This is a genomic window from Rhizocola hellebori, from assembly GCF_016862955.1.
GTDB classification, from domain to species: Bacteria; Actinomycetota; Actinomycetes; order Mycobacteriales; family Micromonosporaceae; genus Rhizocola; species Rhizocola hellebori.
This window is the reverse complement of record NZ_BONY01000001.1, coordinates 327,219-344,978: the sequence shown is the minus strand read 5'-3', so window position 1 is coordinate 344,978 and position 17,760 is coordinate 327,219. Positions and strand designations below refer to the sequence as shown.

Annotated in this window: 8 protein-coding genes; 2 read left to right on the top strand and 6 right to left on the bottom strand. The window is 69.6% G+C overall.

What is annotated here, in order from left to right; translation table 11 throughout:
* Positions 1-50: 50 nt before the first annotated feature.
* The 5 genes from Rhe02_RS01475 to Rhe02_RS01455 are packed head-to-tail and all read right to left on the bottom strand — an operon-like array spanning position 51 to position 15,621.
* Positions 51-2,507 (bottom strand): hypothetical protein, encoded by a 2,457-nt coding sequence (locus Rhe02_RS01475; protein ID WP_203906145.1) that lies wholly within the window; start codon positions 2,505-2,507, stop codon positions 51-53.
* A gap of 15 nt (positions 2,508-2,522) precedes the next feature.
* Positions 2,523-7,001 carry a hypothetical protein gene (locus tag Rhe02_RS01470; protein ID WP_203906144.1) on the bottom strand — a complete coding sequence of 1,493 codons (4,479 nt, stop codon included), beginning with the start codon at positions 6,999-7,001 and terminating at the stop codon, positions 2,523-2,525.
* Positions 7,002-7,021: 20 nt separating this feature from the next.
* Positions 7,022-9,736: a hypothetical protein gene (locus tag Rhe02_RS01465; RefSeq protein ID WP_203906143.1), complete on the bottom strand. Its 2,715-nt coding sequence runs from the start codon at positions 9,734-9,736 to the stop codon at positions 7,022-7,024.
* Between the two features lie 17 nt (positions 9,737-9,753).
* On the bottom strand, positions 9,754-13,104 hold the full coding sequence (locus Rhe02_RS01460; protein ID WP_203906142.1) for a DUF6603 domain-containing protein: 3,351 nt from the start codon (positions 13,102-13,104) through the stop codon (positions 9,754-9,756).
* A gap of 18 nt (positions 13,105-13,122) precedes the next feature.
* Complete coding sequence (locus tag Rhe02_RS01455) at positions 13,123-15,621, bottom strand: phospholipase D-like domain-containing protein (RefSeq protein ID WP_203906141.1); 2,499 nt, start codon at positions 15,619-15,621, stop codon at positions 13,123-13,125.
* A 144-nt stretch (positions 15,622-15,765) separates the two neighbouring features.
* On the opposite strand from Rhe02_RS01455, the gene Rhe02_RS01450 reads away from it, so the two are divergent.
* Positions 15,766-16,143, top strand: coding sequence for a cupin domain-containing protein (locus tag Rhe02_RS01450; protein WP_203906140.1), 378 nt, complete (start codon positions 15,766-15,768; stop codon positions 16,141-16,143).
* 5 nt (positions 16,144-16,148) lie between these two features.
* Here Rhe02_RS01450 and Rhe02_RS01445 read toward each other — a convergent pair whose 3' ends face one another.
* Positions 16,149-17,135 carry a serine hydrolase domain-containing protein gene (locus Rhe02_RS01445; RefSeq protein WP_203906139.1) on the bottom strand — a complete coding sequence of 329 codons (987 nt, stop codon included), beginning with the start codon at positions 17,133-17,135 and terminating at the stop codon, positions 16,149-16,151.
* Positions 17,136-17,209: 74 nt separating this feature from the next.
* On the opposite strand from Rhe02_RS01445, the gene Rhe02_RS01440 reads away from it, so the two are divergent.
* Positions 17,210-17,734 (top strand): pyridoxamine 5'-phosphate oxidase family protein, encoded by a 525-nt coding sequence (locus Rhe02_RS01440; protein WP_203906138.1) that lies wholly within the window; start codon positions 17,210-17,212, stop codon positions 17,732-17,734.
* Positions 17,735-17,760 lie beyond the last annotated feature (26 nt).

Genomic DNA, 17,760 nt, shown 5'->3' with positions numbered 1-17,760 from the left:
GCATCGTATCGCCACCTCAACCCGATGAATCAAGTTCGGGCAACTTGCGGTCACGGCTCGATGAGCTGGTCGAAAGCCAGCGCGCTGTTGCCTTCGCCGCGGCCGGCCTGTTTGCGTAACGCGGCCCAGATCCAGGTGCTGCCGTCACTCCAGCGGGCCATCCGCCGGGAGCGCGTCACCCTCACCCCTTCGCGCGGGATCTCCTCGTCGTAAAGGAGAAAACCGGTGTCGGCGGGCAGAATCTGGCCGATGGCCGGATGGGTTTTGCCGGTGCCGTCGGGCTGGAGAACCTGGCCGACCCGCAGCCGGGATTGGGCCGGGTGGTCCTGGCCGGCGGGCAGCTGGACCGGCAGCAGCGGAATCCAGTTGTCCGCAACGCTGGAGGCCAGCAAGTAGCGCGCGAGCTCACCGGCGACAGGCGGGGGCGCGACGCCGTTGTCGCGGGCGACCGCAAGCTCGACCGGGCTTTCCACGCTCTGCTCGATCGCCCATGCCACGTTGGCCATCTCGTCGCGCATGAACAGCACATCCTCCAAAGTGGACCCGTCGAGACTGCGGCCGATCGCGGGCGCCAGGAAAAATCGGTTGGGCACAGGGGAACCAACCCGCGGATCCAGCGGCCGGGTGGCGTCGCGCAGCACACCGAGGCGTTCGCCGGGGGCGCGCAGGTCGGACAGCTGCCACATGGAGAAGTGGGGGGCGGGTAGCGTTGGATCGCCGATGGGCCGCAGCAGATTCTTTACGCCGAAGGTGTCGGTCACCACCAGCGAGTCGACCCGGGTGAGGGTGCCGACTGGCAGCTGCAGCGGCACGACGTACCAGTCGTTGCCGTAGGTGCTGGCGTACTCGATGAGCATGAGGTGGGCCAGGTCGGTGGGCCCGGTGGGGAGCAGACCGTAGGCGACCTTGGCGTCTTCGACCTCCCAGAAGCGCGGCGCGGGCGCGCCGCGGACCACGATGGGTGCCGGGAGCATAACCTTGCTCAGGGTGGTGGTGCCTTGGTCGCCGGTAGTGTCCAGATTGGACTTGCGGTTGACGTCAAAGCTGCTCCAGTCCAGCCGGCCGCCGTTGAACTCGGCGGCGGACAGCGTGATCGGCTCGTCGGCCAGCCGCGCCGCGACCGAGGCCGAGTACTCCAGGCGCGCCGGATCCCAGGCATCATCGCCGGGGCCGGTCGGTTCGCTGAAAAGCGCGCTGTACCAGGAAAGCCACCCGGCCGCCACCCGCTGCAAGGCGGGGACATCGGCGGCGGCGATCCTCAGGGTGGGGTCGAACACGATCGGCTGCATCGCGAAAGCCGGAACCAGCTGCCGCGCGTCGACCGCGCGGCCGGCCATGGCCTGAAGAAACCGGGTGGTGGCGGCGTCGTCGGTTTGCGTGTCGGGCACGGGGTAGCGGGTGCGAAACACGGCCCGGTACTTCGCGCCGGCCGGGTCGAGTTCGAGCATGCGCAGGAAATGCAGGCCCGCGTCGACCGCGGCGGTGAGCATCCGGGTGTCGTCCACGTTGGTGGGGCGCATCCGGCGACGCTCGATGATCGCCTCCAGTGGCGTGCGCGCCGGGTCGTAAGGCGTGCCCGCGTTGGTGCCGGTGTTCAGGTGGCCTGGGCGGCTTCGGGTCAGCGGGGCGGTGGTGGCCCGGAAACGGGCCTTCACCGGGGATCCGGTGTCCTCGGCCTGGAACTCGCCCAGTTGCCATTGCCGGGTCAGCAGCCACAGCGGGTCGAGAACCCGCGCACCGGTGCTGGTCGCGATGTCGGCGTTGGCGATCTGCGGTTCCAGCCGGGTCCAGGTGGTGACCGAGGACGTGGTCGGCAGGCCCGCCCTGGTCTTGGTGACGTTCGGATCGGTGGTGCCCGGGGCTGGGTACCGGTACACCTGAAGCGGCCGCTGGATGCTGGTGACGCTGTTGAACGGATCGGAGGCTTGCACGGTGAAGGTGTGCTGGCCCGGGGCGAAGGTCGCGGTGACACTCCAGGTCTTGCCGGCGGTCGTGGCATTGAGCAGTGGACCGTTGTCGATCTGATAGCGGACCAGCGGGGTGCCGTACACGCCGCCGGGATTGGCCTCGTCGAAGGTGCCGGTGAACGTCGTGGTGTACCCGGCGGCCAGGGTCGAGATCGGCGACTGGAACGGCGTCATCGCGATGCTTGGCACCACATTTTCCAAGGTGTAGGTGGCCCGCCGCTCGCCGTGGGCGGGTTCGATGTTCGGCTCGGGATCGTTGGGGGGACTGGTGTTCATGGTCCCGTCGACCACGGCGATGAGCTGGAAGGACTGGCCGGGGCGGATACTGTTGGGGATCAGCCCGGTCCAGCTCCAGCCCAGGCCGTTGCGGGCGTTGCGGTTGGCGGGGGTGACGTTGATGGTTTCGCCGCCGGATCCAAATTGGATGGTGACCGAGGAGACCGACCCGTTGAACGCCGCGATGCTGCCGGTGAACTGCTGGCGGCGTCCTACCACGGTGTTCTCGGCCGGGCCGGTGATGAAGATGCCGATTCCGAGCATGACGATCCTTCCTTGCTATCCGGTGTAAGGGGCGAAGTCGGTGGATACCGCGTCGTCGGCGGCGTTGAACGGCAGGTACAGCGCGGGCAGGTACTGGGCGGCCGCGCCGAGCAGGGCCGGGTCGACCGCGCGAAGCTTGGCCAGGTCAAGGGTTTCCATGAGGACCCGGCGCAGGGTTTCGGTGTCCCACGCCTGCCCGGGCACCGGTGGCACGGCCACCAGAATGTTCTGCGGTGGCACAGAATTTGGCGGGTCGAGCTGGAAGGCGAGCGCGGTGGTCTCGGTCTTGTTCGGCACGACCTCGACCCACTCGTCGATAAGCAGCCCGCACAGCGCCTTGGCCGCGTCCAGCGGCAGCGTCGACTGGCACACCAGGGACAGCTTGTTCGCCGCCAATTCGGTGCCGTCGGCCGGGGGCAGCCCGACCCAGCGTTCGCGTGCGTCGAAGGGCAGCTGGGCGACGGTGAGGTTGAGCCGGGCGCCGGTGCTCAGCACGTCGGCCAGGCGCAGGCAGGTGCCGAGCCGGGCGAGCGGTTCACGAACCCGGGCCATCCGGGTGTACCAGCCGTGCGCGGCAAGCCTGTCGCCGCCCTGCTGCTGAGTGCTGGCCGCCAGCGCCCCGCCCAGTTCGGTGGCGCCGGCCACGTCGCAGGTGAAGTAGGGCAGCACCACCAGTTCGTTGCCGCAGACGTTGTGTGCGCGGTCGACGAGCTGCTGCACCCGGGCACGCGGGTCGGGCACGGCGGGCGCGGCGCGCAAAGCGGTGGCGCGGGCCAGGCGCGGCGCGGATTCTTTCAGCACCGCGTTGGCCTGGCTCAGCAGCGCCATGCGGGTGGCCGTGTCGTCGTCGGTGGCCACGCACGGCACCGACCCGCCCACGCCCAGCAGGCTCAGGTTGAGCAGGCCGGTACGCAGCTCGTCGGCGGTGGCGGCCGTGCTCTTGGCCGCCGAAGCGGACAGTGCTTTGTGGAACCGGTCGAGCGTGTTCTCCAGACGCACGATCCTGCTTTCCAGCTCGGCGAGGTCGACCGTGGCGCCGGCGGCGCGTCCCGGTGGGGACAGGTCGTCGGGCAGCAGCCCGCGGGTGCCGGAAAGGGTGGTGCGGATCGCCCGCGCCTGTTCCAGCGCGTCGAACAGGGTGGTTTCGCCGGGAGACAGGTCTTGCGGCCGAACATGGTGCAGCCGTAGGGCCGCCGTGGCACCGAACCCGCCGGTCATGACCCGCGCGTGGTAGAGCACGAGCTGCTCGGCGTAACACAGGCCGCCCGCATCGGTACCCGTGAAATAAACGAAGTCGAGCGCGGTCACCGGCACGTCGTTGAGCGGGAAGCGCACGGTCTGGACTACCGCCCCGGTGGCCTCGTCGAGGCGTTGCACCGTGCAGCGGATGGTGCGGGCGTCACCGAGCAGCTGGCGCACCCAGGCGCTGAGCCAGCGTTCGGCCAGCGGCCGCGGGGTGGCGTTGTAGGCCAGCCAGCCACCGCCCGAATTGGACACGCCGCTGAACAGCACCGCGACCCGATGGGTGACCGGGTTGCCGCTGCGCGGGGTACGGGTCACCGCCAGCTCGGCCGGCAGTGCCTCGCCCTGCGAGACGGCCGCCAGGGTGCTGGCCATCCTGGCCGTGTTGCCCTGCACGAGCTGGTGCGCGGCCTCGGCGGTGAGGGCGTCGCCGAGCGCGTCGACCGAGTCGGCCAGCGCCGCGAGCTCATTGGTGACCGCGTTCAGCTCGGCGCTGCTCGCCCCGGTCAGCGCGCCGGTGAGCAGTGAGGGGCCGCTCTCGTCGTACCGTCGCAGCAGCATCAGCCCGTCGACAACGTTGCCGGCCGCGATCGCTTCGGCCTTGGGCTGGTCGGCGCTGCGCTCGCGCACGGCGATCGGCGCGAGCTCACGCAGCGGCGCCACGAACCGGTCGAGCTGAAGTTCGTGCAGATGGCGTTCGAGGCGGTAACCGAGCAGCGCGCCCAGCGGCTGCCCCTGCCGGACCCCGTCGAGGAGGTTCTCGGCGTCGCGGACCCGCCTTGACGACAGATCGATGGCGAAAGGCCCTTCTGCGGAGGGCACGCCGCTCGGTCCGAGATGCGCGTTGCGTAACAGGGCAGCGGTGCTGGCATGGTTCACCGAGGGCGCGTGGAGGAAGCCGCTGTCGTTGGCCGGGGCGTAAAGCGGCCCGGGTTCGCCGGGAGGCAGGGCGCTGGCGGGAAGCGGGGTGCGGACAGGACCGGGCCGCAGGTTCTCCACCCATCCATATGCGCCGATGTATTGCCCCTGCGGCCCGTCCGGCAGCAGCTGGGCGAGGCGTTTGGTGGCGAACGACGTGATCCACGCGTCGAGCCGGTGCGAGGAGAGGTCCAGCGTGCTCTGCATGAGCACGTGCAGGCTCTCGTCGTCGAGGCCGCGAAGGTGGGCGAGGCCGGCGCGGAACTGGCCCAGCGACGCCACCGGCGCGGCCCCGAAGTCGGTGAGCCCTTCCAGGTAAGCGCGGATGCTGGCCCCGGCGGTCAGCGGCGCGTCGGTGAGGTCGAGCTGGCGACGCCAATGGCGGGTCTGCGGCGGGGTCGCCAGGACGAAGTTGACCGGCGGCACGTCGACGAGATCCACGAGTTCGAGGTCGCGCAAAAGGGTGGCGAGGCTGGGGCTGCCCGGGATGGTGGCGGCGATGCGGGCGGCGGCGGTCGCGAACTCACGCAGCAGGCCGTGCCGCAGCAACGCATGCAGCAGGCTGGCCGGGGCAGGCGCGGCGTTGACGATCGCATCGATCGTTGTCGCGGCCAGCAACGCGCCGAGATAGTCGCTATGACCTGGCAGCCCAGCTGCGACCCCGTCGGGCTGCACCAGTGGTGCGGTGACCGGCAGGCCGCTGTCGGAGTGGAACGCCCCCGCCACGTGTGGGCGGTGCCCGGCCTGGGTCGGCAACCCAAGCAGGGTAAGGATTTTGTCGGCGATGACGTCCTGGGCCTGCAGGTCGGCGCTGAGTGACTGGGCGTTGAGCGAGTAGAGGTGCTGCACGTAATGGCGGCCCAGCACCGGGCGAGCCAGGTGGCCGTGGGAGATTCCGTCTGTCCGCATGACGTCGGCCAGGTCGGCGTCGGGGTCGGGCGGGGTGCGCAGGCCGATGCGGGCCACGCTGCCCAGCACCGGACGCCAGATCCTGTCCCGGGCGTGGACCAGCAGATCCCGAAGCCAGCCTTGCCGGGCCGCGCTCTGGTCGCCGGGCTGCGGTGTCCACCCGTCGAGCAGCGTGACCGGCAGGATGCCATAAGGCTGCGGCCCGCATCGCAAGGCGGGCAACGGCCCGCCGGCCCGGACGTAGTCCAGGAAGTGACCGCGCACCCAGTCCACCGCGTCGGGCGACAGACCGGTCTCGGCACCGATCATGTTGGTCAGGTAGTAGCCCCAGCCCGCCGGCCACAAGGCGGTGTTCATGGCGCGCAGATCGGTGTCGTGATCGCGGGCCGCACCGTCCAGCCGGCCCAGGGTTCCGGCGATGCGCGGGAAGGACAGGCCGAGCGCGGCCCCGGCGCGCAAGGCGTTCACCGACCGGTTCGGGTCGGTGAGCATCTCGTTGGCGAAACTGGTGGCCCGGTCCGGATCGGCCGAGTCGTACCCGGCGCGGCGATCGTCGGTGTTGTTGGTGGGGGTGCCCAAAGGCAGGAACGCCAAGCCGTCGGTGTAGTGATGGGCGTCGAGCAGATCGGCGAAACCGGCCGCGGTTTCGGCCACGCCCAGGGAGCGCACCACCCCGAACACCAACAGGCTGTCCAATCCGGCGTTCGCCACCGAGGTGGGGATGCTCATGCGCAGGGCCATGCCCACCCGTTCGGCTTCGTCGAAGTCGACCAGCCAGGTCATCGCGCCGTCGATAGCCAGCTCCTCGCCGCTGTCGATGGCCGCGCGGGTGGCCTCGTCCGGGGGCGGGGCCTGCGGGTCCGGGCCGACGGCCAACGGCCGCGGGATGTCGGCGCCGGTGGCGATCTGCGCCACCTGCCCGGCCGAGTGCACGATGGCGATCCAGCGATCCGGCAGCAGCCGGGCTTGGGGCGCGCGGTTCCACCGATGCTGCGGCGCCGGTTCGGTCAGGTTGGGGAACACCGGCGAGGCGGCCGGGCGCTGCGCCAGATTTGTTGGCTGCAAAGCGCGGACGATCCAGGCGGCCCGCGGTGCGCCGAAGCGGTCGGCGAGGGTCCGCCAGGCGTCACGGCGGGCGTCGAGGTTGGCCGCGGCTGCCCAATCCGCCTGCCAGTAACGGGTTCCCCAGTCCCGCTCCTCGGCGGTGAGCTGCGGTTCATGGGTATCCAGATGCACCTGATCGGGGTAAACCCGGATGCGCAGCTCGGTGGTGGTGGCCGTGAGCGGAAAGAACCGGGTCTCCAGCCGCACCGGCAGCAACACCAGCGGCAGATCGCTGGGGCACAGGCCCGGGTTGGGGATCCCCTCGTTGGCCCGCGGAGGCGCCATGGGGGAGTCGAACAGCGTGGGGCTCGTCGAGTTCATCGGGGTCATCCGTCCGGGTTTCAGGCGTGCGTGATGAGGCGAGAGGCGTGCAGCGCAAGGCGTACCGGTCGCCTGCGGGTCTGCGCGGCCAGTTGCGCCGCGGTGGAGCCGGTCGGGGCTTGCGGGCCGAGCGCCAAATGGCTGCCGGTGTGCGGGTAGCCGACGTCCAGGCCGAAGCGCGGCTCGGTGGGGTGCTCCTGGATCACGACGTAGTAGCCCGGCCCGCCGTCAGCGCCGGTGGCCTGTGCCGTGGAGACGGCGAAGCCGAAGAACGCGATGTCGGGCTGGAGCGCGCCGCTGAACAGCGGCAGCTGCTCGTGCGCCGGGGCCTCGTCCGGCACGATCCGGGTCAGGTCTGGCGGTGATCCAGGATGGATCGCCGGGGTCAGATAGATGGTGGCGTTCGGATAGCGGGCCAGCAGGCTGCTGCGTATCACCATCACGAACTGTTCGCCGGTCTGCGGGGCGTTGGTGCTGCTGGCCAACCCGCGGGCCTTCCAGGTCACCAGGTCGGTGATGTCGGCCGGGGCGGCGTTGGGCACACCCAAGCCCCAGAAGTGCGCGAAACAGGTGCCGCGCTGATCGGTCGGGTAGCCACGCCACAACAGCTCGCGGCCCATCTCGTGATTGAGCCCCACCAGATAGCTCTCCACGAAAGCCCGATTGGTCTGCAGGCCGAGCACGGTGTCGGGCTGGATCTTCTCCAACCCGGGCAGGAACAGGTCCTGGGACAGTTCCCGCAGCGGCTCGTACATCGGCTGCGGGAAGCTCGGCCCGGTCATGACCGTTTCCAAGCCGGTGCCGGAGATGCCCGGTGGGGTCGGGGCCAGCACGCTGTCGCCGGTGCCGACGATGGCGCCGGCGAGCGCCCGCAGCGTGGTCCCCGGCTCGGTCTGCGCCAGCACCAGCTCCCGGATGCTCTGCAGGGCAACGGGTTGCGGGGGCGGCGTGAGGTCACGGACGGGGAAGAAGCGGTCCCAATTCCGGCCGGCGGCGTGGCGGAAGAAGTCCGGCAGCTCGGTCCGCGACGTGTCCACGACCGGATTTCCGGGCTGGCTCACCGGCGCGTTCTCGGCGGCCACGAAGAACACGCCAAAGGACGACTGGGTGTCGGTGGGGCTGATTCTGTTGCGGGCCAAGGCAAGCGCGGCTGGGAACGGCACCCGGTCGGCGGCCGGGGGCGGTGGGGGCGCGGGGACCACGGTGCCGGGCATTTCGTTGAGCCGGGCCACCCAGGTGTCGGTGGCCGAACGGGGTTGCGGCCCCTTGGCCAGGACCCGGCGCGACAGTGGGCCGCGCTGGCGGCCGATGCGGCGCATGGCCGCCTGGTTGGCACCGGCCTGCAGCGCGGAGCCGGTCTGCTCGGCCAGGATCGACACGTCGCCGTTCCATATCCGCCCGAACGCCGGTGCGGCCACCCGCAGGATCTGCTCCTCCGACAGCACGGCCAGGTTTTTGCGGTACAAGGACCTGCTCACCGCAAGACTGAGCTGCATCTGGCGCAGCCGCTGGTTCGCCTCGCGCACCTGGGCGGCCTGATCCCAGGCGGAGGCCATCAGCGCCTCCTGGTGTTCCTGCACCACCCTGGTCCCCAACGCGGCGGCGATCCGGCGGCGCGGGTCGACGTTGAGCTGGTCGACCCAGGTGGTCCCGGCCGGGGCGACCGTGGTGACGCCGGCCGGCCACCGGCCGTAGATCGGCGGGGCCAGCACCTGTGCCGGTTGCCCCGCGGGTCCGTTGAGGACACCGGCCAGGGAAGTCTTATACGCCAATGGGATCGGGTCGGCCGGTGTCGGCCCGATCGGTGCCAGCGCGCCATCGAGCTCCACTATGCTCACTCCGGAGGCCGGGAACCCGGGCTGACCGATGTCGATGGTGCGGGTACCCAGACCGGCCGGCACCCCCGGTTGCAGCCGGCCGGCCAGCGAGGCGAAGTCACCGGCCGGGCCGGTCCGGAACGACCACTGGAAGTACACCGGCAACACCACCTCGACCGGCCCGCTGGCCAGCGACCAAGCCGGGGTAAGCACGCCGGTGGCCGGGTCGACGTCGGCGGGGGTGATCGGCAGGCCCAGCCCGGACTTGCGGCCCACTTCGAAAGTGGGCACCACACAGGCGAGGTAGTCGGTGTCGGCCGCCAGGAAGCGGGGGCACACCAACCGGGACAGGCCGCGCGCCGGGTCGCCCAGCGCGCCGAGGACCGCGCCCTCGCCGGTGTCTGCGGTAGAGGCCTGGGCGTGGGCCCACGCCCAGGAGTCCTTGAGATCGGGCAACTCGACGGCGGGGCTGGCCGGCGCTGCGATGCGCAGCACCGCGAGCGGCCCGTCGGCGGCTGCGTTCACCGTGACACCGGGCCGGTTCTCCACCACTACGAGGCACAGCCAGGGCCGCAATCGGTTCTGGCCGTCGGCCTTCGCCGGGGTGAACAGCCACGGGAAGTCTGGCCGGTCAAACTCGACCGACGGGAAGCAGTTGGCTTCGAAGTCGGTGCTCGACGGGCGAGGATCCGTTCGTACCACCTGATTGGCGTGGAACCCGGCCACGTCCGCCGGGCCGCGCAGGGTGATCGGCGGCGCCGGCACGGACGGCCCGTCGTGCAGGGTGAGCGTGGCCGCGATGGCTGCGACCGGGCGCACCGGATTCTGGCTGGGCAGGCCCAGATCGTCCGGCACGGCGATGGCCGCGGCGGCGCCCTGGCGAACCCAGGGCAGGAAACTCAGGGCAGCAGTGGTCATGATGATGCGCCTCCCGGTCAGGCTGGCAATTCGTGAACGGCGACCATCTGCCACCGCTGGCCGCCGCGGTTCAGGACGGCGAGCGCGGCACGCTGCTCGCTCCAGGTGGTGATGCTCGGGTCGATCGGCGCCTGCTGGTTGGTCTGCACCTCGACGATGCGCCAGCTCGGCGCGGAAAGCGTTGCGGCGGCCGCGGTTTGGGGGTTGCTGAACCGGGCGCGGCCGGAGGCCCGTACCGGTGCGCGGGCCGCCGATCCGGTACCGGTCTGCGCGTCCAGCGACTGCGCCGGCAGCTGGTAGTTTCCGGTCGCGGCGGCCACCAGGCCCTGCGCCGAGGGCAGCGGGTTCAGCACGATGCTGTCGTAATCGAGGGGCGCTGCGACGATCGCGCCCGGATCGATCGACACCACGTCCGAGCCGAGCACCAGCCCGGCGTCCATCGTCTCGAACGACGGGGCGGCAAGCTTGTCGGCATCGCTCATGGTGAAATAGCGCGCCGGCGCGAAGGCCGCGGTGATCGCCGTGCCGGGCTGCCCGTTGAGGGTTCCGGAGAGCTCGAACCGGCGCAGCCCACTGACCGCCGCCCCACCATAGGTATCCACGTCGCGGCTGGTGTTCAGCGGTGCCACCTGTTGCTGCACCACCAGCTGCCCCAACGGGTCCAGCGCTGTACGCCCGCCGGTGGGCACCTTGCTCAGCACCACCCCGTGCTGGACACCGGTGGGCGCTCGGGTGCTCCAGCTGGCCGGGTCGGCCAGCGCCTTGGCCACCTCGTCGACCAGCGACACCCCGGGCAGCGACTTCACCACATCGCCTTCGGCCAAGGTGAAGTGGAAGTCCACCGAGAAGCTGAACCACAGGATCTCGAACTTCGCCTTCGCGGCCAGCGCCAGCGGCAGCGGCCCTTCCAGGGTCCCGTCCAGCGCCACCTTGCACAGCGTGTTCCCGTGGAACTTGAGCTGGACCCCGGTGTGAAAGTCGATGATGAAATGCGGCGGCAGCAGGGTGACCAGCGCGTCGAAGCCGAGGTCGCCGTCGACCGTGCAGCCGTAGGCCTCAGCGTGCAGCGACGCGTGCGCGCCGAACTGCACGGTGTTCGCGGTGATGGCGAAGTAGCCGTCGCAGACCAGCCGCGGGTTGCTGCCCGAACACAGCGCGACGGTCACCCTGTCCAGCTGCGGGAAGCCGACGGGCACCGGGAAGCGCGGGTTCAGCCCGCCCACCGCCAGCACGAAGCTGCCGCCACCCGACCAGCGGGCCCGCAGCGCGGCCGAGCCGGTGACCGGGAACTGGTGGACCAGCCTGGAGTCCACCAGGACAGCGTCGGCCTCCAGCGTTGCCGCGTCGAAGTCAAGCACGCCAAGCACATCCAGGTTCAGCCGGATCAGATCGTTGGCCTTGGTCGGCAGCAGGGCGCTGACCCGGCCGAGGAACAGCAGCCGTTCCCGCCCGCCCAGCTCCAGAATCAGCGCCAGGTGCAGGTCGACCAGAGTCGGGCTGAACCAAGTGATATGGGCGAGCAGGCCGAGCAGGATGCTGCCCCGGCGGGCCGGGAAAGCCGAATCGAGGGCCTGCACCAGAGCCACCGCATTTTTGGCCGGATCGTGCGGAGCCAGCAGCAGGCCCAGCGAGTCGTTCTTGAGCCCGGCCCGCAGCACCTCGACGTCGAAGGTGCGATGCACGCCCAGCATGCCGCCGATGCCCTGCAGCATGAACCCGAAGCCGAGCGGGATCGGCTGGAACCCGTCTGCAGTAACGAAAATGAGCAAGGAGAATCCCGGGCTGCCATCCGGCATGCGCTGACTGATCAGGCCGTAGGCGGTCACCATTATTTTTTCGTGTACGGACAGCTGCATGAGCCCGCCGAAAAGGTGCCGATCGGCGTCGTGAAAAAGGAACCCGCCACCGGAGAGCACCCCCTGCGCGTCGACGGTCAGGCCGATGCCGGTGGGCGGGGTGAACGACAGGTCGGCGGTGACCGGGCCGGATCCGTCCGCGGCCACGGCGAGGCGGGTGTGCACGCCGAGCTTCTGGATCGAAGCGGTGACCGGGCCGAGGCTCGCGACCGCGGACACGTCGGCGTCGGCCACCAGCCCATCGCCGAAGGGGTTGCCCGACAAGGCAAGCCGGTCGACAGTCACCCCCGGCGTCTGCCCGGCGCCGGTGGGGGAGGGCCCCAGACCCAGCGGCCTGCCGTTGGCCAGGATCAGCCCAGCGCCATGGACGGCGATGTTGCCGTCGGCGTCGATGGCGATGTCGTCGGCATGAAACGACGGCCAGGACGGGCCACCGATGAGCGGGGTGACCGTGCCGCCCAGGTGGGCGACCAGCCTTCCCGCGGCGACCTCGAAGCCGAGATGCTCGACGGCCAGCCGCAGCAGACCCGGGTGCTCGATGGTGCCTACGCCGGTGCCGGAGCCCAGGTCGATGGCGCACGAACCGTCGGCGCGGATGGTGACCGTCACCGCGACCGGGTGGTCGAAGAACGGCAGCAGCACTTGCCCGGTAAGCGTTCCGGCGGTCAGCGTGTTGTGGCGCAGCTCGATGGCCAGGGACGTCACCCCGAACGGCACCCCGAACAGGTCGCCCGCACCGTCGCCGGTGAACCGTTTGGCGGCCGGGTCGTAGGTGAAGCCGTAGTTCGCGGCCAGGCTGCCGCTGACCCCCTGCGAGCCGATGGCGGCGTTGCGGATCACGAGCGAGTCGGGGGCCAGCGCGGGCAGGCCTTCGGGTAGTTTGATGGTCGCCTGGCTCAGGTACACGCCAAGGAATCCCTCTTCAAAGCCGGCGGCCAGGATCTCGGCCGGAGTGTCGGCTTTGGACAGACAGAGCAACACATCGTCGGCCGAGATCACCACGCCGGAGTCGCCCACCATGACCGGCGGCAGCGACAGCCTGTCGAAGCCGCGCACCCGCACGTCGAGGTGATGGTCGATGCTGACCGCTCCATGCACGGCGATCTCGGCGAAGGGAGGCGCGGCCCCACCCGGGGTCGTCGGCATCGGCTTGAGCAAACTGGGCGGCAGCCGCAGGGCCACCCGGATCTCGTCGGCGGTGAGCTCGAAACCGTCCTCGCCGACGAAAGCGGTGAGCCGGACCTGGGTTATCCCACCGGCCGGTGGCGCGCCGATGAGCAGCTTGGCCTCGTCCAGACCGGGAATCCCGATGCCCAGCTCCTCCGCGATGATGATCGACGCGGTGAAGCCGATGCCCCCGTTCGCCGCGAGCAGGCTGTAATCGGTGCAGTAGACCGACCCGAGGACCTGCTCGGCGGAGCGGCCGTCGCCGAAGTCCAGGCCGGCCGGCAGGGCCTGCGCCGGGAACTGGCTGGTCACCGGAGTCAGGATCAGCGTCGCACTGTCAGTCATCGAAGGGTCCTTTCCTGCTCAGGTGCCGTCGGGGTCGGCGACCGTGAACCACAGCCGCGGATAGTCGGAGCCAGGATTTCTTGGCTGGTACGGGGCCATGCGCGAATTGGCGGGGCGGCGGTTCTTGAGAATGTCCAGCCCGCGATCGATGTCGGCCAGCTCGGCGAAGGTGCCTTCGTTGAGCGGCTTGCCCAGATGTTCGGCCCACAGCCGGGTTCGCAGGTCGCGGGCGAACTTGCGCACCCCGGCCTCGGTGCGCCCATCCAGTACCCACGCGTTGATCTCAGCGTCGAAGTTCATGCCCCGGTTGTTGATGTTGGAGGTGCCGATCGTGCAGAAGATGTCATCGACGACAGTGACTTTGGTGTGGACGTAGTAGTCCTTGATGGAGAAGACGTGGACCCGCGGGTCGTTCATCAACGGGGACAGCGTGATGTACCTGACCCGATCCCAGGAGTCCTTGTCGTTGACCGGATTGAAGATGCTGTCCGAGCTGTCCGCCGAGTCGGGAATCAGGATCACCACCTCCAGCCCGGCCGCGGTGGGCTGGTTGAGAGCGTCGAGGATCGCGTCACGCACCAGGGCGGAGACGAAGTACTGCTCCTCGATGTAGATGTAGCGCTTGGCCCGGGAGATCGCGTTCCGCAGATTCGCCCACGTGGTCCGCTCCCCCTGAGGCGACCACGGCTGATAGCCGAAGCCCGTCCCAGCCTGGAAGGTCCGCGTGATCTGCACCAGGTGGGTGGCCGGGACCTCCGCAGGCGTGGTCACGGTGGGGGTGATCGAGTCGGTGGCGTCGAGATAGTTGCCCTGCTCGGTGGTGTGGATGCGCCACCGGGCCAGGAATGCCTTGGTCACGTCGACGACCGCCGGGCCCTGGATGCGGCAGTGCACGTCGTGGTACTTGGTCCGCCGCGGCAGGTGGTCGGAGTCGTCCACCCGATTCGGGTTGATGTCGATGCCGCCCAGCGAGGCGAAGGTGCCGAAGCGGTTGCGCACCACGGTCACCTTCCAGTGGAACGAGGTGCGGGGGTCGCTGAAGGTCACCGCGCTGGCAAAGACGTAGCCGGCCCCGCGCGGCACGTCGAGCAGATTGATGGTTCGCAGCGTCTCGTGGGGGACGTTCATGCCCCAGGCCAAGGCGCGCACGATCAACCGGTGCGGGCTGTTGATCCCAAGTTCGAGCAGCCGCTTCAGTTTGGAGGTCGCATCGCGCTCGATCATTTCGAAGTCGGCGTCCAGGAACCAACCGCCGATCAGCACGAAGTGGTCCGGGAACCTGCCCGGCGACGGCGAGCTGTCCTCAAGCTCGCGCAGATCGCCCACCAGGCGCTTGAAAGCGGGGATTCCGTCCACCAGCAGGTCGACGATGTTGCCGGAGGTGTACCGGGCCAGGTCGGTCTGCGGCGCCGGCGGGCGTGAGGGGAAGTCGGGCTGGAACCAGTCCTCGGGCCGTACCGTCGCGACGACCCGATGGGCCGGGCCGGCGGTGTCGATGACCAGCGGGTCGGCGGCCGCCGTGTTCACGTTGAGCGGGGTGAGCTTGCGCGTCCCCGGCACGCCGATGGAGCAGGTGTAAAGATGCCACCCGGTCGGCGCGACGATGGTTCCGGCGTGCACGTTGTCCATCCGCGCGAGGGCGGACTGCCCAGCGCCGGGGCCGGTCACGACCGCGTCGCTTGTGGACAGCAGCGGCGCGTTCCACTCGTCGCGGAAAGTGATCAGCACCCGGGACTTGGTGACGTTGTCCAGCCACGAGTTCTGCCGCTGGGCCGGATCGATAGCGTCGGCGCCGTTGCGAAGCTTCGCTGCCCCCAGCGTGTTGAAGAACGTCACCGGGTCCAGCCGGTTGATCGGCAGCGGCGGCTGGGCGGCGGTAGCCACCCCCATCGGCGGGTCGGTCTGCAGCTCGATACCGAAGCCGATCAACCCGTCCGCCAGGTTGCGGGTGCTCACCGTGCCCAGCGGCTGACCGACGCCCAGGCCCGCCTCCACCAGCGGCACACTCAGGCTGCCGGCCAGGAACAGCCCGATGAGCTGTTCCGCGTTCGGGTCGAAGGTGCCCAGGCCTCCGCCGCCAGGAGTCAGAACCCGCAGCGACGGCGTCGAGTGGAAGTAGGTGGTCACCGCGGCGACCAGCGACGCCGGATCGATCCCGTGGTAGCGAATGCGGCGCGGTGTCTCGATCTGCTGGGCGGCGCAGATGCCCCGCAGTTCAAGCGCCTGGTTCGGTCCTGGGCTCAGCTCCACCACCAGCGGCGCGGTCGGGTCGTCGGCGGCGAAGCCCTCCTGCACCCCGGCGACCCGCAACCAGCCGTCCCACACCGCCCGCAGGCCGCGCAGCGATGCGGCCGCGTTCGCCGACACCTGCAGCCACAGCGCGTTGGAGAACCCATTCTCGGTGGACACCTCCCCGGCCGCCTGACCGTACGGCCCGAACGGGCGCTTCTCGAAGTAGACGAGGTTCACCGGGGTACTCGCCGGTGGCGCATTGAGAAACATCGAGAACATCGCCATTGTCCGGACCCCCAATACCCCGTGAACCTGTTCGATGGTGGAAAGAGTGCGAGAGCATGAGGTTTGGGCGGCCCGATTCTGTACACCGACAGACATGGCCGAACACGGGCAGACACCTGCGGCTCAGATCAAGGAGGCACCGACATGGACGCAGACCAGCCAGTGACTTTGGTGAGGTCCACCGATCGCGTCGAAGGCGAGCACACCCCCGGCATGAAACGCGAGCAGGCGATCGCGGTGCCGGGGATGTGGGCCGGGCTGGTGCGCACCGACGCGCACACGACGACGGGGTGGCATCACCACGCCGACTACGAAACGTCGATCTACGTGGTCCACGGCTCGCTGCGAATGGACTTCGGGCCGGGCGGCACCGACACGGTGCAGGCGGGGCCGGGTGACTTCCTGCACGTGCCGAAGGGCGCCATTCACCGCGAAGGCAACCCGGGCGACGAGGAGAGCCAAATCATCGTGGTGCGAGCCGGTTCCGGCCCGGCCGTGGTCAACGTCGACGGGCCTGCCTGAACCGGTCAGCCGACCGCGGGCAGGATTGCGTGCTCCAGCACGGTGAGCGGAGTGCGCCACTGCTCGGGGCCGTCGTAGTTACCGGCGGTGATGGCCACGGCGAGGTTCAGGCCGGGCAGGACGAACAGGCGCTGGCCGCCGTTGCCCATGCCGGCCAGCAGCCGATGGCCGGCGACGGATTCGAGGTACCACTGGTAGCCGTACTGCCCACCCCATTCGGTCTGCAGGCGTGGCTCAAGCATCGTGCGGATCCAGTCGGCCGTGACGATCCGATGGCCGTCCCAGACTCCCTCTGCCAGCACCAGATTGCCGATCCTGGCCAGGTCGCGGGGCGCCAGCCGCAGCCCGGAGGCCGCGGAGGCCACCTTGTCCGCGCCGGCCATCCACTCGAAGTCGCCGATGCCCAAGGGATCGAACAGCGTTACCTGCGCGTACTGCGGCAGCGGCCGCCCGGTGCCTTCGGCGATCAGCCGGCCGAGCAGGGCGGTGGCGCCGCCGCAATAGTTCCACCGAGTGCCGGGCGGTTCGGCAATCGGCCTGCTCAGAATGTATCTGTACCGGTCGCGCGCGAACTCCATCGCGATCTCGTCGTTGGCCACACTGTTGTAGGGGAGGTCTTCACGCCATTGCAGCCCCAGCGACATGGTCAGCGCATGCTCAACGGTCAGCCGGGCGCGCGCTGGATCCGCCGCCAGCTTGGGGTACTGCGGGAAGTGCCGCAACAGCGGCTCGTCAGGCGACGGGACCAGTCCGTCGTGCATCGCGATGCCATACACCAGCGCGGTCACGCTCTTGGTGACCGACCGGATGTCGTGCAGCGTCTCAGGTCCGAACTCGACAACGCCCAATGGTTTGCCCCAGCTGAAATCCCTGCCCGCCCCGTAGTGCTCCAGCAGGATCTGGCCATCACGAACCACTGCGACCGCGTGCAAACCGTCGATTTGGCCAGCTTGCCGCAACTCGGCGAGGCGCTCACGGAAGTCCGTCGTCATAGAACACTTATACCGCAACATTCCACATCGGACCGGTACCGGTCGCCTCAGGTGAATCTGGCAGAGTAGCGCCCATGATCGTGACCAACCCATGGCTTGCCGGTCCCAGCCCGACCAAACGGCTGGAGCGAAATCGCCTGGAGGAACGCATCCTCAACCTGCTCTCTTCGCAGAACATGTGCGTGCTCGCCACCGCCGGCCCCGACGGTCCGCTGGCGACCCCGGTGCGCTTCTTCCACCTCGACTTCACCCTGGTGTTCACCGCCAAGCGCAGCTCACCGAAGATGCGCAACATCCTCGCCGACCCACGCGTGTCGGTCGGCATCTTCGCGCCCCTGGTCGGACAGGCAAGCAGCCGCGGAGCACAGCTGTTCGGCAGCGCCAGCCTTCTGGACCCCGACGACGAGGACTTCCACCGATACTGGCCAGTGGTCCGCTGGCAGTCCGACCACGTCGAACGCTCCGCCTCCCTCGACGACCCGCCGCTGGGCACGATCGGTGTGATCCCAGCCGACCGCATCGTCTACACCGAACACTGGCTCCGCAAAGACGGATACGCACCCCGCCAGTTTTGGCGCCGCCAACCGCAGGTCTCTTGACGTCAGCCGGGGAGGGCCTCTCGCCG

Excerpts from the sequence above, each read along its gene's own strand:
- Rhe02_RS01445 (WP_203906139.1), bottom strand. The coding sequence starts at position 17,135 with ATGACGACGGACTTCCGTGAGCGCCTCGCCGAGTTGCGGCAAGCTGGC.
- Rhe02_RS01470 (WP_203906144.1), bottom strand. The coding sequence starts at position 7,001 with ATGAACTCGACGAGCCCCACGCTGTTCGACTCCCCCATGGCGCCTCCG.
- Rhe02_RS01455 (WP_203906141.1), bottom strand. The coding sequence starts at position 15,621 with ATGGCGATGTTCTCGATGTTTCTCAATGCGCCACCGGCGAGTACCCCG.
- Rhe02_RS01475 (WP_203906145.1), bottom strand. The coding sequence starts at position 2,507 with ATGCTCGGAATCGGCATCTTCATCACCGGCCCGGCCGAGAACACCGTG.
- Rhe02_RS01460 (WP_203906142.1), bottom strand. The coding sequence starts at position 13,104 with ATGACTGACAGTGCGACGCTGATCCTGACTCCGGTGACCAGCCAGTTC.
- Rhe02_RS01465 (WP_203906143.1), bottom strand. The coding sequence starts at position 9,736 with ATGACCACTGCTGCCCTGAGTTTCCTGCCCTGGGTTCGCCAGGGCGCC.
- Rhe02_RS01440 (WP_203906138.1), top strand. The coding sequence starts at position 17,210 with ATGATCGTGACCAACCCATGGCTTGCCGGTCCCAGCCCGACCAAACGG.
- Rhe02_RS01450 (WP_203906140.1), top strand. The coding sequence starts at position 15,766 with ATGGACGCAGACCAGCCAGTGACTTTGGTGAGGTCCACCGATCGCGTC.